The 19,669-nt window shown below is 61.2% G+C and carries 15 protein-coding genes and 1 pseudogene; 5 read left to right on the top strand and 11 right to left on the bottom strand.

All coding sequences use genetic code 11. The features are described from left to right. Window positions 1–47: 47 nt before the first annotated feature. Both NL528_RS28595 and NL528_RS28600 read right to left on the bottom strand, forming a co-directional pair. A complete protein-coding gene (locus NL528_RS28595) occupies window positions 48–2,483 on the bottom strand; it encodes a DUF4238 domain-containing protein (protein ID WP_309177749.1) in 2,436 nt (811 codons plus the stop codon). A 121-nt stretch (window positions 2,484–2,604) separates the two neighbouring features. After that, a complete protein-coding gene (locus tag NL528_RS28600) occupies window positions 2,605–3,669 on the bottom strand; it encodes a hypothetical protein (RefSeq protein WP_309185052.1) in 1,065 nt (354 codons plus the stop codon). A gap of 231 nt (window positions 3,670–3,900) precedes the next feature. Between NL528_RS28600 and NL528_RS28605 the strand changes: the two genes are divergently transcribed. Continuing rightward, window positions 3,901–4,932 (top strand): patatin-like phospholipase family protein, encoded by a 1,032-nt coding sequence (locus NL528_RS28605; protein ID WP_309177750.1) that lies wholly within the window; start codon window positions 3,901–3,903, stop codon window positions 4,930–4,932. Here NL528_RS28605 and NL528_RS28610 read toward each other — a convergent pair whose 3' ends face one another. After that, window positions 4,933–5,361, bottom strand: coding sequence for a CBS domain-containing protein (locus tag NL528_RS28610; RefSeq protein WP_309177751.1), 429 nt, complete (start codon window positions 5,359–5,361; stop codon window positions 4,933–4,935). Window positions 5,362–5,581: 220 nt separating this feature from the next. Beyond that, complete coding sequence (locus NL528_RS28615) at window positions 5,582–6,376, bottom strand: rhomboid family intramembrane serine protease (RefSeq protein ID WP_309177752.1); 795 nt, start codon at window positions 6,374–6,376, stop codon at window positions 5,582–5,584. 453 nt (window positions 6,377–6,829) lie between these two features. On the opposite strand from NL528_RS28615, the gene NL528_RS28620 reads away from it, so the two are divergent. Next, window positions 6,830–7,384, top strand: coding sequence for a PAS domain-containing protein (locus NL528_RS28620; protein ID WP_309177753.1), 555 nt, complete (start codon window positions 6,830–6,832; stop codon window positions 7,382–7,384). Between the two features lie 21 nt (window positions 7,385–7,405). Here NL528_RS28620 and poxB read toward each other — a convergent pair whose 3' ends face one another. The 5 genes and pseudogenes from poxB to NL528_RS28645 all read right to left on the bottom strand — a co-directional run bounded on the left by poxB (window position 7,406) and on the right by NL528_RS28645 (window position 13,882). After that, a complete protein-coding gene (gene poxB, locus NL528_RS28625) occupies window positions 7,406–9,142 on the bottom strand; it encodes a ubiquinone-dependent pyruvate dehydrogenase (protein ID WP_309177754.1) in 1,737 nt (578 codons plus the stop codon). 294 nt (window positions 9,143–9,436) lie between these two features. Next, window positions 9,437–9,628 (bottom strand): annotated as a pseudogene (locus tag NL528_RS28630) (transposase); the annotation flags it as partial. 241 nt (window positions 9,629–9,869) lie between these two features. Continuing rightward, window positions 9,870–11,348 (bottom strand): multicopper oxidase domain-containing protein, encoded by a 1,479-nt coding sequence (locus NL528_RS28635; RefSeq protein WP_309177755.1) that lies wholly within the window; start codon window positions 11,346–11,348, stop codon window positions 9,870–9,872. Between the two features lie 743 nt (window positions 11,349–12,091). Next, entirely contained in the window at window positions 12,092–12,865 is a 774-nt protein-coding gene (locus NL528_RS28640) for an enoyl-CoA hydratase-related protein (RefSeq protein ID WP_309177756.1), read from the bottom strand. 36 nt (window positions 12,866–12,901) lie between these two features. Continuing rightward, window positions 12,902–13,882: an MBL fold metallo-hydrolase gene (locus tag NL528_RS28645; RefSeq protein ID WP_309177757.1), complete on the bottom strand. Its 981-nt coding sequence runs from the start codon at window positions 13,880–13,882 to the stop codon at window positions 12,902–12,904. Window positions 13,883–14,167: 285 nt separating this feature from the next. On the opposite strand from NL528_RS28645, the gene NL528_RS28650 reads away from it, so the two are divergent. Beyond that, the gene (locus NL528_RS28650; protein ID WP_309177758.1) at window positions 14,168–14,782 is read left to right on the top strand and encodes a PilZ domain-containing protein; all 615 of its coding nucleotides are present in this window, start codon (window positions 14,168–14,170) and stop codon (window positions 14,780–14,782) included. A gap of 111 nt (window positions 14,783–14,893) precedes the next feature. On the opposite strand, the gene NL528_RS28655 is transcribed toward NL528_RS28650, so the two are convergent. Next, window positions 14,894–15,526, bottom strand: a complete 633-nt coding sequence (locus tag NL528_RS28655) for a hypothetical protein (protein WP_309177759.1) — start codon at window positions 15,524–15,526, stop codon at window positions 14,894–14,896. Between the two features lie 438 nt (window positions 15,527–15,964). On the opposite strand from NL528_RS28655, the gene NL528_RS28660 reads away from it, so the two are divergent. Both NL528_RS28660 and NL528_RS28665 read left to right on the top strand, forming a co-directional pair. Next, complete coding sequence (locus NL528_RS28660) at window positions 15,965–16,585, top strand: transglutaminase-like cysteine peptidase (RefSeq protein ID WP_309177760.1); 621 nt, start codon at window positions 15,965–15,967, stop codon at window positions 16,583–16,585. Between the two features lie 730 nt (window positions 16,586–17,315). Next, window positions 17,316–18,599 (top strand): IS256 family transposase, encoded by a 1,284-nt coding sequence (locus NL528_RS28665; protein ID WP_309176722.1) that lies wholly within the window; start codon window positions 17,316–17,318, stop codon window positions 18,597–18,599. Here the strand turns inward: NL528_RS28665 and NL528_RS28670 are convergent. Next, complete coding sequence (locus tag NL528_RS28670) at window positions 18,575–19,510, bottom strand: ATP-binding protein (protein ID WP_309177761.1); 936 nt, start codon at window positions 19,508–19,510, stop codon at window positions 18,575–18,577. The genes NL528_RS28665 and NL528_RS28670 overlap by 25 nt on opposite strands. Window positions 19,511–19,669: the final 159 nt, after the last annotated feature.

A 19,669-nucleotide genomic window follows, 5' to 3' on the forward strand; every position in this document is an offset into this window, starting at 1 on the left:
AAAACTGCAGCGAAGGTTAACCGCGCAGGCAAGCAATGGTTGAAGTCTTAGGTGCGAGCGTCGCTGCTCTCTCTAAGAAAAAATGCCACGGGCACACTGGGTAGATGACTTTCCGAACTCGACATCAGCAGAAGTCGGTTGATGGCGTTGTCCTGAATGCCCGCAAGCGGAAAAACACCAGAAACTCGAACCGCCTTTGCCGAAATGCGCGCCTTTCTAATAGCCGCCTGAATCGGCGCGTGCGCCCTCGCGAAGCGTCCAGCTAGTTGCGCCTCCCAGTTTGGTTTTTGAGCGCGACTGGCGAGATTTGACAGATACTTGAATATGTCTCGCATCAAAGCCTGATTAGGGGCGACGGTTTGGTCGAGGGCAAACGACGCGATATCCGCAACGCTCTGCGGAAAAGCAAAATCTGAACGTTCGATGCTACGCGCGAGGTCGGCTAGACCGAGTGAAGGCCCTCCCACTCGCTGACGGATGGCACCCCTTATTTCGTTCCAACGAAATGGACTGTCGGTGACGATGGATGCACCTGTTGCCTGAGCCAAATACATCGTAATCTCGAAATTTGGAGCAAGCTTCATCATACTTAGCTGCCCGCCTTCGCCGCCGGCCAAAGAGTCCTTCTGCAGAACGGCCAACGGGTCGCTTTCCTTCAGTTGCTCTATGTAGTTGAGTGTCTCTTCCTGCCTCGCTGTGTCTATATTTGGCATAGCCCGGGATATCTGCGAACGCAGGACCTCGCGCGGGAACGACAGGATGTTGCGTTGAGTGTCCTCCTTCATGAGCCGTTCGATGCGGGGCTCGTTGCGGTGATCGATCCGAGTTCCAGCTGTTCGAGATTTGGCCATGTGAAGCATTTGATCGCGCAAGTGGGCATCGAAGCTGCAAGGATCGGGAATCAGGTTGACCAGACCAAGTTCCACCAAGGGCATGACGGTGAAGAAGAATACGACTGCCTTTAAGAACTCCCCACGGTATGCTCTCGGATTTTTGACTGGATTGAATTTGTCTGCGAGCGTCCCGGCATGAACGAACGGGTGCTCGATTATTACTTCGCCGAAATACAGTGACGCTCCGAGTGCAAAATCGGTGATCGTCGTGGGATGGATTGAGCCGGTGTAGATTGCACGCGCCATCCCGTCAGGTTTTGGCAGCAATGCGAGCAGGTCGGTTTCGAGTGGCCACAGTCCTTCGTACAAACGATAAATCTTGCTGATCTGTTCGTCGGTCAGGTCACGTCGAACCTGAGTCCAATCTTTATCCCCGTCGAGCCCCAGTACATTGACGATACCATTCTGCAACATCATATTTCGTTCGCGAATACTGCGCTCGCTCCAGGCGGGCCGCAGTGGAACGGGTTTCAGCATGCAGCAGGCCTCGAAGGTCCGTCCATATCCGCAACCGCAGAGATCACCAGGTTTCAACGGCTCGGTAGGCAGGCGTTTCTTTAGGAAATCACGCTCCTTTTCGGTTCTGCCAAACTCGTCCTGATAGTGGACACGCCCGTCCTCGAACTTTGCATACATCTCGCCGCCGAAGTGCCAAAGACCATCGTTGGGCGGGAGCAGAGTCGTCCGGAACTCATTCCAAGGCTCAACAACATATTTTTCGGGGGAGAGCCATTCTTTGCGACCGCCTGCAATGAAGCGACGCGCGCGTCGTTTTATAACGTAATTGACCCGATTTACTTCTTGGCTCGAAAGCTTTCGGGTTCGGATAAATGCATCGGTCCGAACCATCGACTGTCTGTAGTTGCGCGCGAACGTGCGCTTATCGAGGGGCTTGGTGGCCGGATCGCGTGCGTACTCAAGGTTTGTTAGAATCAGGCAGAAATTTCGATCCAGTGGGAAAATAGTCTGAGATGCCTTCAAGGCGATCGCGGGATCATTTGGGTAGGCACAGTCCTGACTATCAGGCCCGGCGGCGTGATTGTAGATCGTGACGGGATGGTCGCTGGTTATAAATTTCACATCGGCATCTTCAGCGGACACGATCTCCCGCACCCCCTCAGCCCAAATCTTGCAGTGAAGCATACGAATACCCTGCATCTCAGCCATCAAGTCATTCTGGGTGAGCGTGGGATACTGGGCCTTTAGCCAATCGACCCCCTTTGGAGTGCGTGTCTTCTGAATATCGATGTACTCAAACAACGTCTGAAAATGACGATGCCACTCGCCGACATCAGAGCCTGCGTATGCCCTGATTGCATTTGCTCCCTTGGCATCGATATTGCCAAATAGATGGCGTTCGATCTCATCGTTGATGGATGTTCCGAAAAACGTTGAATACAGATCGAGTTGACAAAAAGCGCGCGACGTCGGGGCTTCGAATAACGCTCTCTCGGTAATTACTCGACCGTCACTGAGGACCCTTTGAGGCGGCTTCATGTTGAGATACGCAAGCGTATTTTGGCCTACCTCGAAAAACCCTTCTTGGTACCATTGCGGGACATAGTGATTGTTTCGCGTCTTCGACATCATGGCTGCCGTGCAATGCCCGCGTCTGCGTGCGCAATTCTAATGTTCGACGCATGCATACCCGGTTTTGCTACCCAAACGCGAAGGCAGCGACACAAAACGCCCGAGATACACAGGTAAACGATCAGCGAGCGACGACCTCGACTTCGCCGTCGACGCCGTTGACGACGTTGAAGGGCCGCTCGAACACCTTGCCCTCGTTCTTGGCGATGGCGCGGTATTCGCCTTCCGACAACACCACGCGCGGAAACGCGCCGATCGATTCCTTGATGACGTCGCCGCCCGGCGTAATCACCGACCAGGCGGTGTTCGCCAGCGCCTCGCCGCCCTTGTCGCTGACCAGTTTCAGCGTAATCACCGCGGCGCGATGGGTGACGATCACGTCGGTGAGCTTGCCGGCCTGAACGCGGATATCCGAACGCACCACGGAATTGGCGTCGCCGTAGTTGGAGACGATGTAGTAGGTCCCCTCCGGCAGCAGCGCGACGTCGCCGGCCGCGACGTTGGGCACCAGCGCACCGCGCTCGGAGGTTTCGAACTGGCTGCCCTTGAAGATCGCGAACGAAATCTGGTTCTGCGGGATCTTCGACGTGCCGACCCGGCCCTCGATGCGCAGTCCGCCGGCCGGCAGCACGAAGGATTCGCGGTCGGTCTCCGACTTCAGGCTCACGGTGCGCACCGCGCTGACGAGGCCAAGCGCGACGTGAACGACATAGTTGCCCGGCGGCAGCACGATGTTCGGCGTCGCGCCGCGCTCCTCGCGGATCAACTTGAAGGTGCCGGTGTCATCGGGCTTGTCGGCGAATACCCGCCACACCAGCCCGCTGTTGATGACCGGCAGATCCTTGCCGTAACGCGCCGTCAGCGACAGCACCGCCTGGCCCGCGGTGGGCGCGCCCGGCGGCGGCACCACCGGCGGGACGGTGGCGATCGACGGCTGCACGATAGTCGGTTGCGTCAACGGCGCGGGCAGGCTCGGGATCGATGCCGGCCCGGAGGGCGGCGCCAGGTTCATCGCCGCACCCGACGGCGCATCCGGAACCGAAGCCGGCGGCACCGGCGGCGGGCGGTCGCTGAACATCTGGGCTGAGCCGGCAGCCGGAATCAGCAGCGCGGTCGCAAGCACCAGCGCCGGAAAAAGCCGTCCGGCCCGCCCGTATCCACCGATACCGTTACCCCGCGAAGTCATGGCCATGCTTTTCACCGAAAACGCGGCAAATTCAAGCCTCCAGACCGGACTAAGGCAGGTCCGCCTTGGAACCGGCGTGAAGGCCCAAATGTTAGTCAGCCGTCGTGGTCCAGTCACATTCCCTGCCTAGGCCAGCTTTCGCCGGGCATAAACCATGCATACGGAAATGCCTGGGGGCGAATCTGGCGGGGTCGCGTCGCGGCGCGTATCGTCGGCCGCAGGAGAGTTTTGGTGTTGGATAACTGGATGGGCCGCGGCCAAAAGGGCTCCGACGGCCGCGACAAGGTAGGGCTCGGCAGTATCCGCCGGCCGGTGATCGGGCTGGCGCTGGGCGGCGGCGCCGCGCGCGGGCTCGCCCATATCGGCATCGTCCGCACCTTGGTAGCCCACGGCATCATTCCCGACATCGTGGTCGGAACATCGATCGGCGCCGTGGTCGGCGGGACCTATGCCACCGGGCATCTCGACACGCTGGAGCAATGGGCGCGCAGCCTGCAGCCGCGAAACATCCTCGGCTATCTCGACATCCGCCTCAACGGCTCCGGCCTGATCGGCGGCGCTAAGCTGGCCGCCCAGCTCGAGGCGGCGATGGGACAGGCCCTGATCGAGGACCTGCCAGTGAAATTCGCCGCCGTGGCCACCGAAGTGCGCACCGGCCACGAGATCTGGCTGACCCATGGCCGCATCGTCGATGGCCTGCGCGCCTCCTATGCGTTGCCCGGTATCTTCTCGCCGGTGCTGGTCGGCGACCGCTGGCTGGTCGACGGCGCATTGGTCAATCCGGTGCCGGTGTCGGCGGCGCGCGCCTTTGGCGCGGAAATCGTCATTGCCGCCAATCTCTCCAGCGACATCTTCGCCCATGGCACGACGATCTATTCGCACGGCCCGTCGGCCGACGTCTCCGTCGTACCGGAGCCCGAACCCGAGCCGCCGAAACGCGGCCTTGGAAAATTCTTCTCCGCCGAACGCACCATGAAGCGCGAGTTCTTCGGCAGCGGCGGCCGGCCCGGCATCTCCAGCGTGATGGTCGATGCCTTCAACATCATGCAGGACCGCATCACCCGCGCGCGGCTCGCCGGAGACCCGCCCGACCTGTTGATCTCGCCGCGGGTCGGCGAGATCGGCTGGTTCGATTTTCACCGCGCCGACGACCTGATCGCCCACGGCGTGCGGGCAGCCGAGCGCGCCATCGATTCGATTCAGGAGGCGATCCACATCCTGGCGCCGCCGTCGCCGCGCGACGCCGAAAAGACCAAGGAATAATCAGGCCGTCTTGATGTAATCGCGCAGCGCTTCCTGCTCGAGTTCGAATTCCCTGACCCGCCATTTGACGATGTCGCCGATCGAAATCAGGCCAACCACCCTGCCATCTTCGATGACCGGCAAATGCCTGAACTTGCCCAGCGTCATCATCTCCATGATCGCGGCAACCGTGTCCGACTGACGGCAGCTGACGACCTTGCGCGTCATGACGGCGCTGACGGGCTCTTCGAGCACAGCTGCACCGCGCTCGCCGAGCACGCGCACGATGTCGCGCTCCGACAGGATGCCTTCGACGCCGCCCTGGCTCATCACCAGTACCGCGCCGATCTTGCGCTCGCCCAGCGTCTTGATGGCAGCCGAGAGTTTGACGTCCGGCTCGACGCTCAGGATCTGATGGCCTTTGGTATCGAGAATTGAACGTACCGTCATTGTCGTCTCCCTGAATCCGTTCGTGCCCTTTCAAGGGCTCGACTTTGTTCGCGAGTCTTCAATCAACAGCGCCGCGCCGGTTTCGTTTCGGGGCGCGATAGGCAAGCACGGCTGTCATGCATGGCAGCAGGCTTTGTGTTCGTCACAACATTTCGAAGATGATGAATGAAATCGCCTTTCGCCGCAAGCGGCGATCAGACGCAGCAGTCAGACTTGCCAATCAGACTCGGCCCGATCCGTCCCGCGACGCATGTGCAGCATGCGCTGCTGCGCGCGGCACCGGATCGAACAGCGAAAACAGCATCAGCCCGGCGAGGAATCCGCCGATATGCGCCTGCCAGGCGACGCTGGCGCCGTCGGCGCCGATCGCGATCGATCCGATCCCGAAGATGATGTTGACGCCGAACCAGACCGCCAGAAACCCTAGCACGCGCCCATTGCGCAACGCGCGCGCCAGCGAGAGCGCGGGTACTTTTGCCGCGGCGTCGGCATCGCCCCGACTGAACGAGAGGAAGCTTCCCCGCACGAAGGCAAAGCGAATGGCGGCCGCCATGGCGCCGGACACCGATGCCGAGGCGCCGATCATCGGTGCGATCGCATGTTCATGGGTGAGCAAATGCGCCAGCGCGCCGGCCGCGGCCGTCACCGCCATGAACAGGAAGAACCTGACAGCGCCGAACCGGCGCGCCAGCGCGCTGCCGAACGGCAACAACCACAACACGTTGAACCCGATATGGGTGAGATTGGCGTGCAGCAGCGAATAGGTGACGAAGGTCCAGACCTTGGCGCCGGCGCCGCCGGGAAAAGTGATGTCGAGCAGCGTCGAATCGTAGCGCTTTGGGATGAAACCGAAGACGTCGATGGTCCAGTTCTCGAGTTCCGGCGGCAGCAACACCCGCAAGTGAACGACCGCGAGCAGCGCGACATAGGCGGTCAGCGCACCCGGCAGGGTCAGGATCGGCTCGCGCGGGGCGTCCGGCGGCAATTCTGGCGGAGATTCGAATTGGGATTCCAAGGGGTCCAGGACCTCAGACGGGTAGCTCGGTGAGCAATGGACTGAGATAGGCGGCTTTGCCCGCACTGTGCAAGTGCACAAATCGCAAAGAAAAAGGGAGGGCTCTGAGAAAGCCCTCCCTGATGTGCCGATCTTCTCGCGCGCCCCAAGGGAACGGGGACACATCCCCACCCCTCCCCGCGCGATGACCAAACTGTTTGACGCCACCTGTGTACCAACCGCGCCGGTAACCTGGAGATAAGCCGGCGCGACCCGATGCGTTCCACCCTACTCACGCCGGACGGCGATCGCCAAGCTCATAGTTAACTTAACGTTAACAACGCAAAGTCGCCCCAAAACGCGGCTGCGGCATGGACGCTGCAAAGCCTGTCCTGCACAACAACCAAGGCAAGGCGCGTGCGCGAAAGCGGGACAGATGTGTCCCACCGAGGCAGGCGCGGAGCAAGGATTACGATGAAACATCCGTCAAGCCGCGAGTTCTTTGCCTATTGGGACGCGAAACGCAGCAATGCGCGCGCACCGGACCGCAGCGAGATCGAGCCCGGCGCGGTACGCGACCTGCTCGGCGATATCTTCGTGCTCTCATACGATAACGACGCCGGCTATCCCTTTCGGGTGGCCGGAACCCGCGTCTGCGCCCTGCTCGGCCGCGATCTGAAGGATCGAAGCTTCTCCGGCCTGTTTGCGGAAGACGGCCGGCGCGAGATCGAAGACATCATCACCTGCGTTGCCGAAGAAATGCTGGCCGCCGTCGCCGGCATCACCGCCACCTCCGAAGACGGTCGGCCAGCCCATCTGGAATTGCTGCTGCTGCCGTTCAACAACCGCGCGCATGCGCCGATCAGCCTGACCGGATCGCTGGCGCCGTTCGAAGGCGATCTGGGTAAATTGCGGGATTTCAGGCTGACTTCGTGGCGCTATCTGCACCGGCCGGAAAAACTGGTTCCCCGTGCCCTGCGCAAGCTCGCGATCGCCCGCGGCTTCATGGTGTATGAAGGGCTGAGCTAGCGCCGCGAGCGCCGGTCCACGTCAACGCGACAACAGATTGGTCTTTGCCAGGTCCAAAACCTCGTCGCCGCGGCCACTCATCACGGCTTTGAGCACCCACAGGCTGAAGCCCTTGATCTGTTCCACGGTGATCGTCGGCGGCATGGACAGTTCCTGCGTCGCTGTGACGACGTCGAGGACGGCAGGGCCGTCGTGGGAGAATACGTCGCGGATCGCAGATGGCAGGTCTCCTGGATCGTCGACCCGCACGGCGTGAATACCCATTGCGCGGGCCATGGCCGCGAAATCGGGATTTTGCAATTCAACACCGGACTCGATAAATCCCGCGGCTTTCATCTCCAGCGCCACAAAACCCAGGACGCCATTGTTGAAGATCACGACCTTCACGGGCAACTTCATCTGCGTCAGCGTGATCAGGTCGCCCATTAACATGGCGAATCCGCCATCGCCCGACATCGAAATGACCTGCCGCCCCGGCTGCGAGGCCTGAATGCCGATCGAATGGGCCATGGCGTTGGCCATCGAACCGTGAACCCATGATCCGACCAGGCGACGCCGCCCATTCATGACAAGATAACGCGCCGCCCAGATGGTTGGCGTGCCGACGTCGGCGGTGAAGACCGCGTCTTCGGACGCTAGCTCACTCAACAGGCGCGCCAGATATTGCGGGTGGATCGGCTTTTGGCCGGGCGTGCCGCGGGCAAGTTCGTCCAGTCCTGCGCGGGCCTTCTTGTAGTGGCCGAGGCTGTCGTCGAGATGTTTGGTGTCGGTCTTTGCCGACAATCTCGGCAGCAGCGCGTCGATCGAGGCGCCAACGTCACCCACAATGCCGAGATCGAGCCTGCACCGGCGGCCCAGATTCTCGGGCCGGATATCAATCTGGGCAATTTTCGCGTCGGCCGGCAGAAACTGCTTGTAGGGAAAGTCCGTCCCCAGCATGAGCAACACGTCGCAGGCGTGCATCGCTGCATAGCCGGACGAGAAGCCGATAAACCCGGTCATGCCGACATCGTAGGGGTTATCGAACTCGACGTGCTCCTTGCCGCCAAGCGCATGCACCATCGGGCTCTTGAGCGTCTCGGCAAGCCGCATCAGGCGGTCATGGGCGCCGGCACAGCCGCGGCCGCAGAACAGTGTGATACGCCTGGTACTGTTCAAGAGTTCGGCCAACGCGGTCAATTCCGGTTCGGCAGGCCGAACGACGGGCGCGACCGGCAGCAGTCCGGCATTTGGTGAAATGCTACGCCTGGGCGCCGGCCGCAGTGCGACGTCGCCGGGGATGACGAGAACCGCGACGCCACGCCGCCCGACAGCGGCACGAATAGCGTTCTCCAGAACGTATGGGAGCTGCGCCGCATCGGAGACCAGTTCGCAGTAGTGACTGCATTCCCGAAACAATTCCTGCGGATGGGTCTCCTGGAAGTAGCCGCCCCCGATTTCACCGGAAGGAATCTGCGCGGCGATCGCCAGCACCGGGGTGCGGCTGCGGTGAGCGTCGAACAGTCCGTTGATGAGGTGAAGATTACCCGGACCGCACGAGCCCGCACATACCGCGAGTTGGCCCGTGATCTGGGCTTCGCCGGCGGCTGCGAAGGCGGCCACCTCTTCATGGCGGACGTGGATCCAGTCGATCGTTTTCCGTTTGCGCAACGCGTCGGTCAGACCGTTCAGACTGTCACCGACCACGCCAAAGACGCGTTTGACCCCTGCCTGGACCAGCGTTTCCGCAATGAGGTCGGCGACATTTTCGATCCGCATGATTGCCCATCCATTTTTCCGCGCGTCAGGGATAACGCGACTGAACCGATTGGCCAGGACGGTCCATGATGTGCGGCGCGATACAATCGCGCAAGTCCGTAGCCCGATCACAGATTTGTGCGGCAACAACGATCGCGACGTTGCGCGGAGATCCGAAATCGAGCGCCGTCAGCGTCCAATTGCAAACATACCTTCACGACCTCGCGGCGCGATACGCCCGAGTCGTGCAAGAGGTTCTCGCCCTGAGAAACGAGGGCGCAGGGAATGCCGGGTGCACGCTGCACCCGCGGTCTCGCGATTTTGTTTCGGCGGAATGTTCGCCCATGCTCCTTGCTGGCGAGCAAGCTCTCTGATCCAGTCAGCGTCGTAGCCGCGATCCGCGAGCAACATTGTTTGGAGAAGCAAGGCGCTTAGGAGAACCGAACAAAGCCGATTGTCGTGCGCCTCACCTGGCGTGAGCGCGAGATGGACTGGTAGGCCATTGCTGGCATGGTGCTCACGCAGCCGGCAGCTACATACCTATGTGAGCCTGGTCGATCACATCAGGAGTGAGGTGGACAACGCTTGGTCATCCTTCCGCAACGCGCGGGCAAGTTGATCGGTTCGACCAGATACGACAACATCGCGCACTGGTCCGAGAATAGAGCAATGCCTCTACGACATGTCGCGGACAGGTCAAGGCTATTGCGAGAGACCGTCGTCAATGAGCGGCAACGGAAGCGGATCGTCAAGTTGCAATGCCCTGATATCTGAACTCCGTCATCATGCCGGTGGCCTGGTGGTAGAGATTGTGACAGTGGAACGCCCATCGCCCGGGATTGTTGGCGTCGAAAGCGATCCGGACACGGCCCATCGGCATGACCAGAACAGTGTCGCGGACGGCGCCCTGCATCGGCCGGCCGTCGATCGCGATCACCTGGAAATCATGGCCATGCAGATGCATCGGATGCGCCATCATCGAGCGGTTGACCAGTTCGATCTCGACACGCTGCCCCTTCTCCAGCATGAGCGGCGTGACCTGCGGCCAGTACTCGCCGTTCATGGACCATGCATAAGGCTTCATTCCGCCGGCGAGCTCGATCGTTCGGTCGACATCCGCATGGCGAGCTGACAACGGCTCCACGGCCGTGAGCCGGGCCTCCAGTGAATTGTCCACCTGCGGCACCGCGTGGGCGCTCTCTGCCATCCGCGCAATTCGCGCCCCGGGCGTGGTGAGCACGATCCCGGTCTGCCGATCATTGCCTTCGACGCGGGCCAGAATCGGAAACGCTCCTGTCTCCGGCAGATCAATCAGGACATCGAGGCGTTGGGCCATCGCGATGGGGAAGCGGCTGCTCGCCACCGGATTTACGGGGTGGCCGTCGGTCGCCGCCACGCGGCCGACGAGTTCACCGAGATCGACCCAGAACTGGCTCGAGGACGCGCCGTTGATGATGCGGAGCCGGATCCGGCCGCCGCGCTCGACGTGCACGATCTCCGGATCGGCGAGCGTCCGATCGTTGGCAAGAAAGGCGTCGTAATGAACATCATTCAGATCCATATGCATGCCGCCCAGCCGCGACATGTCCATTCCTGACATGCCGGCTTCGGGCGCGTCGGCAGCCATGCTGCTCATGCTTGCATGCGGCGCATTGCTGCCGACTGTGCGAGCTGCAGTCTTCTCCATCTTTTGTGCCATCGCTTGTGCCGTGGCCGCGCTCGTGCCGGTGAGGCCGGCGAGCACCTCTTCCGGTGTTCGAAAGGTGAAGTCGTGCAGCATGAGAACGATTTCCTGCCGGTCTTCGCGAAGCTCCGCGGCGTCATGAACGATGAGCGGCGCGGTCATCAGGCTCTGCTCCTGCATGTCCTGATGCGAATGCATCCAATACGTGCCCGGAACCGGAGCATAGTCGTAGGCTTGAACCGCGCCGTTCGCGATCGGCGGGCTCTCCGGCCACGGAAAGCCGTCCTGTGTCCAGGGCGGGAGTTGCCCATGCCAATGCACAATGGTGCGCGTGCCAGCCTCATTCGCGAGGTCCACGCGGAACCGTTCCCCGGGGGCGAGGCGAAGCCCCGAACGGCCATCCGAACCGATCAGCCCGAAGACCTTGGCCGGCCGACCATTGACCTCAATAACCCGTGTTATGGCGACGAGCCGCTTCCCAGCAGAGCCTGCGGCGCGCCCCGCGCCCGGGAGCATGGGCAGAGCCGCAGCGGCGATCGCCACCTTCAGAAAGCGACGCCGAGAGAAGGGATCAACCCGCAAATGCGAGTTTTGGCCCGCCGCGGCGGCATCTGAATGATTAGGAATAGGGGCATGCTGCTCAAGCATCGTAATCAACTCCATCTTAGTGTATACCCCCATGGGGTATCTAAGGCGCGTAGGAGACGACAACAACGCTTCATGCCATCACTACCGCTTGAAGGAGATCGAACGCGGTGCTGGTTCCGAACCATTCGGGTGGTCTGACGTTGTGGCCTGATCTTGCTAGGGATCGGTTCGAGCTGATGGCCGACTTACTCCTGCACGCGCTTGCTATGGCATTTGCCACGGGATGGGAGATTCCCTGGCTGGGCTTCACGCTGTCTGCAGTCGTGTTGTGGCCGGAGTTCGAATCTCTTTAGGGGCGCCACTGTAAACGAACAACCGATGGCGATGATCCGGTAGCGCCGTGCTAATAACGTCCGGAATTGGCCCATAGCGGCGTTTAACTGCGATGCGGAATTTGGTCTGCTATCGGGGCATAGCGGACCTAGCAAGCCGTCCACTTGGCAGATTATGGGTTCACGGCCTAGCTACTAAATTCCTCGCTCATCACATCCAGGGTTCTTATGACCGCTTGTTTTAACTCCCCTGCCTTCTTCTTTTCCTTGGTGTCATAGTGCTGTGCGAGGGCATCAAGATAGACTTTCCTGGTATCGACCAAGTTGGACAGTTCTCGCAAGCTTGCCCGTCCTGCGGTCCAGCGTTCAGCGCCCGCTGAACCGCGCCGCGCGTTTCTCGAGAAAGGCATTGCGGCCTTCGAGCGCGTCCGCAGTCCGGCGTATTTCAGCCTGCGTCTCGATTTCGCGGCGGAACTGTTCGGCATAGCCTGAATGTTCGCTTTGCTCGATCAGGTGCCGGGTCGCCACCAGCGCCCGCGTCGGACCGCTTGCGAGCCTGCGCGCCAGCGCGAGCGCGCCGTCGAGCAGCGCGGCATCGTCGAACACGTCCCGCACCAATCCCCACTCCCTCGCGCGATCGGCCGAGAGCGGCTCGTTCGTCAGCATCAGTTCGAGCGCGCGCTGCCGCCCCACCAGGCGCGGCAACAGCCAGGTCGAACCGAGATCGGGAACCAGCGCGATGCGGCTGAACACCTGGATGAAAGTCGCCGAACGCGCCGCGACGATCATGTCGCCCGCCATCGCGAGGCTGAAGCCGCCGCCGGCGGCAACGCCGTTGACTGCGACCACGACCGGCACCCGGCATTCCCGCAACGCCTGAAACGTCGGCCAGTAATAGCGCATCACGCCGGCAACGATGTCGTCGCCGAGGATCGCCGCGGCCTTGAGATTCTGGCCGGAGCAAAAGCCGCGGCCGGCGCCGGTCAGCACCAGCGCGCGAATTTTAGGATCGCCGGTCATCTCGCCGATGGCGGCAGCGAGATCGCCGAGCAGATCGGGGGTCATCGCGTTCAGGCTGCTGGGCTCATCCAGCGTCAGTACGCCGACGCTATCGTCACGCTCCCGCTTAACTCCCGGCATTTTGTCTCTCCCTGTTCTTGTTACTGACCGGTGCGATCACCGCCCCGCCGTCAACGGCTTCAAGGGTTCGCCATTCGGCGCGAACGCCTCGACCTTGTCAGAGATCGTGAACGACATCAGGTCGCGCCCGACAATCAGCGGCCCCTTGTAGGTGGTCTGCGTCCGCGCGATCAGCGTCTCCTCCGGCACATCCTGCACCGGCTTCACCGTGGCAAACACGATGTGGGAATACACCGCGAGCTTCGGCTTCGCGCTGGTAAAAATTTTTCCGGCCTCTTCGGGCGAGGTGTGATGATCTTCGATGGCACGGTAGTTCGGATAGTCTTTCAACAGAGCCGGGTCGATCACGGCGACCTCGTGGATCAGGAGATCGGCGCCTTCGGCCGCGTTCTCGATCCGCGCATCGGGCTTGGTGTCGCCCGACAGCACGAGCTTCTTGCCGTCGTATTCGACGACATAGCCAAAAGACGGATTGATCTTGTCGCCGTGATTGACCTCGATCGCGCTGACCCTGACGCCGTTACGCTCATAGGCGGGCCCAGGCTCGATATCCTTCGCCGCGAACGCGACGCCTTCAGGCGGATAATTCTCGTCGTCGATCCGGATGCGAATGTCCTCGGAGAACGCCTTGGTGAGATTTTCCGTCATCGCCAACGTCCCCTTCGGCCCAAAAATCACCATCGGCGATTTGCGCGAGCCGTAGGGTGTACCTAACCAGCCGGTCAGCCACATGTCCGGCAGGCCCACGACATGGTCCGAATGCAGATGCGTGATGAAATGCGCCGTGATCGAGCCAAGCGGAAGCTTCTTCTGAAACAGCCGAATGGTCGAACCGCGGCCGAGATCGAAGATCAGCCGCTCCGATCCTGCTTCAACCAGCGTGGAGGCACTGAAACTGCCAGGCCGCGGCGTCGGCGTGCCCGTCCCAAGCAGCGTCACCCTCATCTCGCCAGCGCTGACCTCACCGGCGAAGACGGAAGCGGCGACCGACAGCACAAAGCCCAGCTTGAATCGCATCGAACATTTCCTCCGGCCGCCAGCATTCGTTGATCGAGCTGTTTGACGCGGCGCGAAACCTAGGGAACCGAGCCGGGATGCCAATGTCAACGCCGGCGCGGTTTCGGCGCCGACTCCGGTTGACACGGAGGCCGCAGTCGCACGTCGCGCGGCAATTTTGCGCGCGACCTCTAACCCCCTCCTGCCCACACTTGATGCAACCGGTGCAACCCGCGCTAACCTCTCATTAACCCTGTCGGCCGTAGGGTCAAACGACGCCGAAAGACCGGCTGTCGGGTGGCGAAGATGTCGTTTGCGCAGAAAAAATCCAGTCTTCCGGCAGCTCAGGAGCGACGCCGCTTCCAGCGGGTGAAGGTCCACCTGCTCGGCCGCTACATGCTGCCGGACCGGCGCGAATTTCCCTGCCAGATTATCAACATGTCGCCGGGCGGACTGGCCCTGCTGGCGCCCGGCATCGGCAATGTCGGCGACCGCGTGATCGCCTATCTCGACCATATCGGCCGGGTCGAGGGCAAGATCACCCGCATTATCGACAACGGCTTTGCGATGACCGTCGTCTCCACCGCACGCAAGCGCGACAAGCTCGCCGCCCAGCTCACCTGGCTTGCCAACCGCGACATCCTCAATTTGCCGGAAGACCGCCGCCACGACCGTATCGTGCCGCGCAACCCGATCGCGCTGCTCACGCTCGAAGACGGCAGCCGAATGACCTGCCGCATCATCGACCTGTCGGCGTCGGGGGCTGCGATTGCCGCGGAAAACCGCCCGCCGCTGAGATCGCTGGTGATGCTCGGCAAGGTGCAGTCGCGCGTGGTGCGAAACCTCGAGGAAGGTTTTGCGCTCGAGTTCATCCACGAGCAGAGCGCGGACACCATCGAGGAAGCGGTTACCAACAAGTAGAGTTGGCTTTCGTTTTTGGCGCGTTTTCTACCGCAGATAACTCTACGCAATCTGCGTAAACTTGATTGCCATGCGAACCGGGATCCACTTCGCTGGAAAACGCTTTGCCGTTCATTCGCCCCGCTTGGCCGGTTTCGACAAATAGTCCTGCGATTGCGCCTCGCTCTTCAGCGGCGTGACTTTGTCCGGGTCGATCCGCACCATCAGATAGTCGACGTGATCCTCGATCCTGGTGAACCAGTGACCGGTGCCGGCCGGAATGACGACGACGTCGCCGGCCTTGATCTCGTAGGCGATGCCGTCGCGAACCTCGGACCCGTTGTTTCCCGGACCGTTGAATTCGACGACGGTGCGCATGGTCGCCGGCCGCCGCTGCCGGTTGACGATATCGGGGCCCAGCACCAGTGTCGCAGCCCCCGACAGCACATGATAGACCTCGCTGATCTGGTCATGTTCGGCGACTGAATCGGGATTTGGCTTGTCGAGCTTGCCGCGATGAACCATTCCGATGCCGATATTGGCCTTGCCGATATCGATATCCCGCACCTGCTGATCGAGCAGCTTCTCGGCGAGTGCCTTCTTCGTATAGGCCTCGAGTTCGCTGACCGGGATGTAGGTGCCGGGGCACATCGGGCAGGTCGGCTGCGGATCGGTCGGGTTGATCCTGGCTTGCGGCTGGGCTTGCGCCTGGACCCCGACCAGCAGGCACGACAGCGTCGACAAAACCCAAACGAGCCGTTTCATGAAGGCCTCCCTGTTTTTCCGGCATGCATGCACGGCCTTTCGGCTTTGCCAAGCGCGCCATTCACCGCCCGAATTCGCATGAACGAAGACAGCGTTACCGCGCCGTAAATCGTAGCGCCCCCGCGACCGCCGATTTTCAGGCGTGCGAGGCTGCGTCCGCGTTTTCCGGCGTCGGCTTTGCAGCATTCGACCGCAACCGCGCGCGGTTAATGGCGGGAACGTTTGCGGCGACAACGCGCGGCGTAGCGGCGCTTTCCGCGTTAATATGTAAAATTTGAATCAATTGCAGTTGCTTCAAATTTTAGTCGAGTTTTACTCAAGTATATATCGAATTATCCGCATCTTTTACTTGTATTCACGTCAAATGTACTTGGCTTACTTAGCGGCGGTGCAAAGCCTTTGTGCGAAACATGGTCCCAACAAAAAACGGGGGCCACAATGTTGTTCAGGGGACAGGGGAAGGGACTGGCGGTCGTCGCCGTCCTGCTAATGAGTGTTTCAATGAGTGTCTCGGCGAAAGCCGGCGACGCACTCTATGCCAGCCTTGGCGAGACCACACGTTCGCCGATCGGCTGGGTCGAATTCTGCGCCGAGAATCCCGGCGAGTGCCGCGGCGGTGCGTCACAGCCGCGCGACATCGTGATGTCGCAGACGGCATGGCGGGATCTGCTGCGGGTCAACAAATGGGTCAACGAAACCGTCAAGCCGATCACCGACATGGATCATTGGGGCGTGATCGAGAAATGGTCGTTGCCGACGGATGGCTACGGCGATTGCGAGGACTACGTGCTGCTGAAGCGCAAGATGCTGATCGACGCCGGCTGGCCGCGGGAAGCGCTGCTGATCACGGTGGTGCGCGACAAGAAGGGCGAAGGCCACGCGGTGCTGACCGTGAAAACCGACAAGGGCGAGTTTGTCCTCGACAACCAGAACGAAAGCGTCGTGGCCTGGACCGAGACCGGCTACCGCTTCGTAAAGCGTCAGTCGCAGAGCGATCCAAACGTGTGGGTCTCGCTCGGTGACAACCGTCCGGCGGTCTCCACCGCCAGCTCCCGCTAACGCAAGGAATTACGAACCCGCGACCCGGTCACATCCCCACCCCTCCCCGTCCCAGACCGGTTCGCGCGCGGCCAGCCTTCCCCCAAAGGCTGGCCGCAACTTTTTGGGGACAGCAAAAAACACTGAAATCCAAAGGGATTTACTCAGGCCCCTGCTGACGGTTGGCGACGTTTCGAGACGCAACGACTCGGCAACACGACGTGGTCAAGTCGGGGAAAATCTGGGGAATACGCTCCGTGGATGTTCACCCATGAATATCCGGTTCCCTTTATCCCTCCAGCAGCGCGCCGACGAGGTGATCGAATGAGGTGATGCTTGCTGCGGTGCGTGGGTCGGTCCTGGCACTTTTGTATGGACCAGCTGCGTTTCGCAAGAGAGCTTGTGCGTGAATAGCGGAAGTCGCTGATATGTATCCGGCCTGTTTGGTCGGCTCGCGGGCCGTGGCCTCGATGGGAAATCGAGAAGACGAGTTCAACGAGGTACTCCACTGCCAGACCGACGGACGGTTTTGCTGAGAACGGACGAGGTGTTCGCCTCTGCTGACTAGGCGCGCTTCGAAACTTGGTTTACCATCGACTTCGTCTTTTGTGCATCGCCGTTTCGGCGTCCTCATCCCAACGTTATTTGGCTTCGAGCTATGGCCCAAAGTTGGTGACGGCGTGAATCGGGAAGGCGGCATATCGTGGGGGTGTTCAACGCCTCCACTTCTCCACCAAAGGAGCGATATGCCGTGTCTAAGGATACCGTCGTAAAACTGATTCAGCCAGGAACTTTCAGCGACCAACTCACCGACATTTTGCGCGATGGGGCGCGTGCCCTTCTCGCCCAGGCGGTGGAGGCCGAGGTCGCCGGGTTTCTTTCCAAGCATGCCGATTTGAAGACCGAGGATGGCCACCAACGCGTGGTGCGCCACGGTCATCTGCCCGAGCGCGAGGTGATGACGGGCATCGGCGCGGTCCCGGTGCGCCAGCCCCGCGTGCGCGATCGCGAGGCCGCAGCCGGCGATCCCCGCCGCATCCGCTTCTCGCCATCGATCTTGCCGCCCTATATGCGCCGCTCGAAGTCGATCGAGACGCTGCTACCGATCCTCTACCTGAAGGGCATCTCGACCGGCGATTTCTCGGACGCTCTGGCGGCCTTGCTCGGCAAGGATGCGCCCGGCCTCTCGGCCAGCGCCATCGGCCGCCTGAAGGACGGCTGGCAGGATGATCATGCCCAGTGGCGCAAGCGTGATTTGTCGGGCAAGCGCTACGTGTACGTCTGGGCGGACGGCATCCACCTCGAGGCGCGGCTGGAAGATGAAAAGCAGTGCATCCTGGTGCTGATCGGCGCGACGCCCGAGGGCAAGAAAGAGCTCGTCGGGTTCACCGATGGCGCTCGGGAAAGTGCGCAGGATTGGCGCGATCTGCTGCTGGATCTGAAGCGATGCGGGCTCGATGCCCGGCCCGAGCTGATGATCGCCGACGGCGCGCTCGGCTTCTGGAAAGCGGCCGGCGAGGTCTGGCCGAAAGCACGCGAGCAGCGCTGTTGGGTGCACAAGACGGCGAACGTGCTGGGCAAATTACCCAAGAGTGTGCAACCAAAGGCCAAGCGGGCGCTGCAGGAAATCTGGATGGCCGAGACCAAGGCCAATGCCGAAGTCGCCTTCGACGCCTTCATCGAAAGCTACACGCCGAAATACCAGAAGGCCGTCGATTGTCTGACGAAGGATCGCGACCTGCTGCTCGCCTTCTACGACTTCCCGGCCGAGCATTGGAAGCACCTGCGCACCACCAACCCGATTGAAAGCACTTTCGCGACCGTCCGCCACCGCACGATCCGATCGAAAGGCTGCCTCTCAAACAAGACCGCTCTCGCCATGGTATTCAAGCTGGTCGAAGGGGCGCAACGATCCTGGCGACGGCTCGACGGACATGCACACTTGCCAAAGATCATTCTCGGTGTGAAATTCACCGACGGGATCGAGGTCACCGCCAAGCTGGCCGCCCCTCAGCCCGCAACCGCCGCCGCCTGACTGATCAGGCCGTCACCAAAAATTGGCGATAGCTCTTTGGCTTCACCTCGGCGTCGGATATGGGGCGTAGACCCTGCCGGAAAGGTCTCATCTGGTTCTAGAGGCATGGTGAACTGAAAGACGGCGCCCTGAGGTTCATTCGCGCCGGCCCACATCTGCCCGCCGTGCGCCTCGATGATCGAACGGCAGATGGCCAAGCCTATGCCCATGCCCTGGACCTTGGTGGTATAGAAAGCCTCGAATAGGCGGTCCACACTCTTCAGATCCAGTCCCGGCCCCGAATCTCGTACCGCCACCAGCGCGCGGTTTGACTCCGCTTTCTCGGTACAAATCAGCAATTCGCGCGCTCCTTCGCGCATGCTGCTCATTGCCTCGACGGCGTTGATAATCAAATTGAGGATTACTTGCTGCAGTTGCACCCGATCGGCTTGGACAACCGGCGATGGCTCTGCGAACTGCGTCCGCACTGATACGCCGTTTTTCGTCGCCTCGCCACGCGTCAGCTCAAGCACGTCGCGGATCGCCGCATTGATCTCCGCGCGCTCCCTCTTCGGCGGCGCCTCCTTGAGGAGCCCGCGGATCCGGTAGATCACGTCGCTTGCTCGATAGGCGTCCCTCACGATGCAATCGAGCGCTTGCCGTACCTCGTCCAGGTCCGGCGGTCGGCGATTCAGAAAGTGCCGAGCGGCCTGAGCGTTAGTGACTATCGCTGCAATGGGCTGCGTCACTTCAGGGGCGAACGAGGCTGTGAGCCGTCCTGTCGTTGTGATGCGGTCGACGTGCGCCAGATCGACCTGCGCCTCGCGCAAGGCTTCGGTGATCAGCGTCAGGGCGTGCGTTCGGATTAGCGCGGCATCAAAGTCTTTTTTGGTATCGTCTGGTGCGGCGCCGAGATGTCCAGTGTCGATCATAGTGCTCTCCTTTGCATGTTCGGAGCGGAGCACAAGACGGCGAAGGCCTGTCCGATGGTGTGAGCATCCCACGAATGATCAAGCCCCTCTTGGAGGGATTTGATCCGGCCCGGAGGCCCTTGCTTTTTTACGCGGAATTTTGGCCTGTTGCGCGCTGTT

Origin of the sequence: Bradyrhizobium sp. Ash2021, assembly GCF_031202265.1 — a bacterium.
In the GTDB taxonomy this organism is placed as follows: domain Bacteria; phylum Pseudomonadota; class Alphaproteobacteria; order Rhizobiales; family Xanthobacteraceae; genus Bradyrhizobium.

Coding starts and splice junctions, on each gene's coding strand:
- NL528_RS28595 (WP_309177749.1), bottom strand. CDS start 2,483: ATGATGTCGAAGACGCGAAACAATCACTATGTCCCGCAATGGTACCAA.
- NL528_RS28600 (WP_309185052.1), bottom strand. CDS start 3,669: ATGACTTCGCGGGGTAACGGTATCGGTGGATACGGGCGGGCCGGACGG.
- NL528_RS28610 (WP_309177751.1), bottom strand. CDS start 5,361: ATGACGGTACGTTCAATTCTCGATACCAAAGGCCATCAGATCCTGAGC.
- NL528_RS28620 (WP_309177753.1), top strand. CDS start 6,830: ATGAAACATCCGTCAAGCCGCGAGTTCTTTGCCTATTGGGACGCGAAA.
- poxB (WP_309177754.1), bottom strand. CDS start 9,142: ATGCGGATCGAAAATGTCGCCGACCTCATTGCGGAAACGCTGGTCCAG.
- NL528_RS28640 (WP_309177756.1), bottom strand. CDS start 12,865: ATGCCGGGAGTTAAGCGGGAGCGTGACGATAGCGTCGGCGTACTGACG.
- NL528_RS28645 (WP_309177757.1), bottom strand. CDS start 13,882: ATGCGATTCAAGCTGGGCTTTGTGCTGTCGGTCGCCGCTTCCGTCTTC.
- NL528_RS28650 (WP_309177758.1), top strand. CDS start 14,168: ATGTCGTTTGCGCAGAAAAAATCCAGTCTTCCGGCAGCTCAGGAGCGA.
- NL528_RS28655 (WP_309177759.1), bottom strand. CDS start 15,526: ATGAAACGGCTCGTTTGGGTTTTGTCGACGCTGTCGTGCCTGCTGGTC.
- NL528_RS28660 (WP_309177760.1), top strand. CDS start 15,965: ATGTTGTTCAGGGGACAGGGGAAGGGACTGGCGGTCGTCGCCGTCCTG.
- NL528_RS28670 (WP_309177761.1), bottom strand. CDS start 19,510: ATGATCGACACTGGACATCTCGGCGCCGCACCAGACGATACCAAAAAA.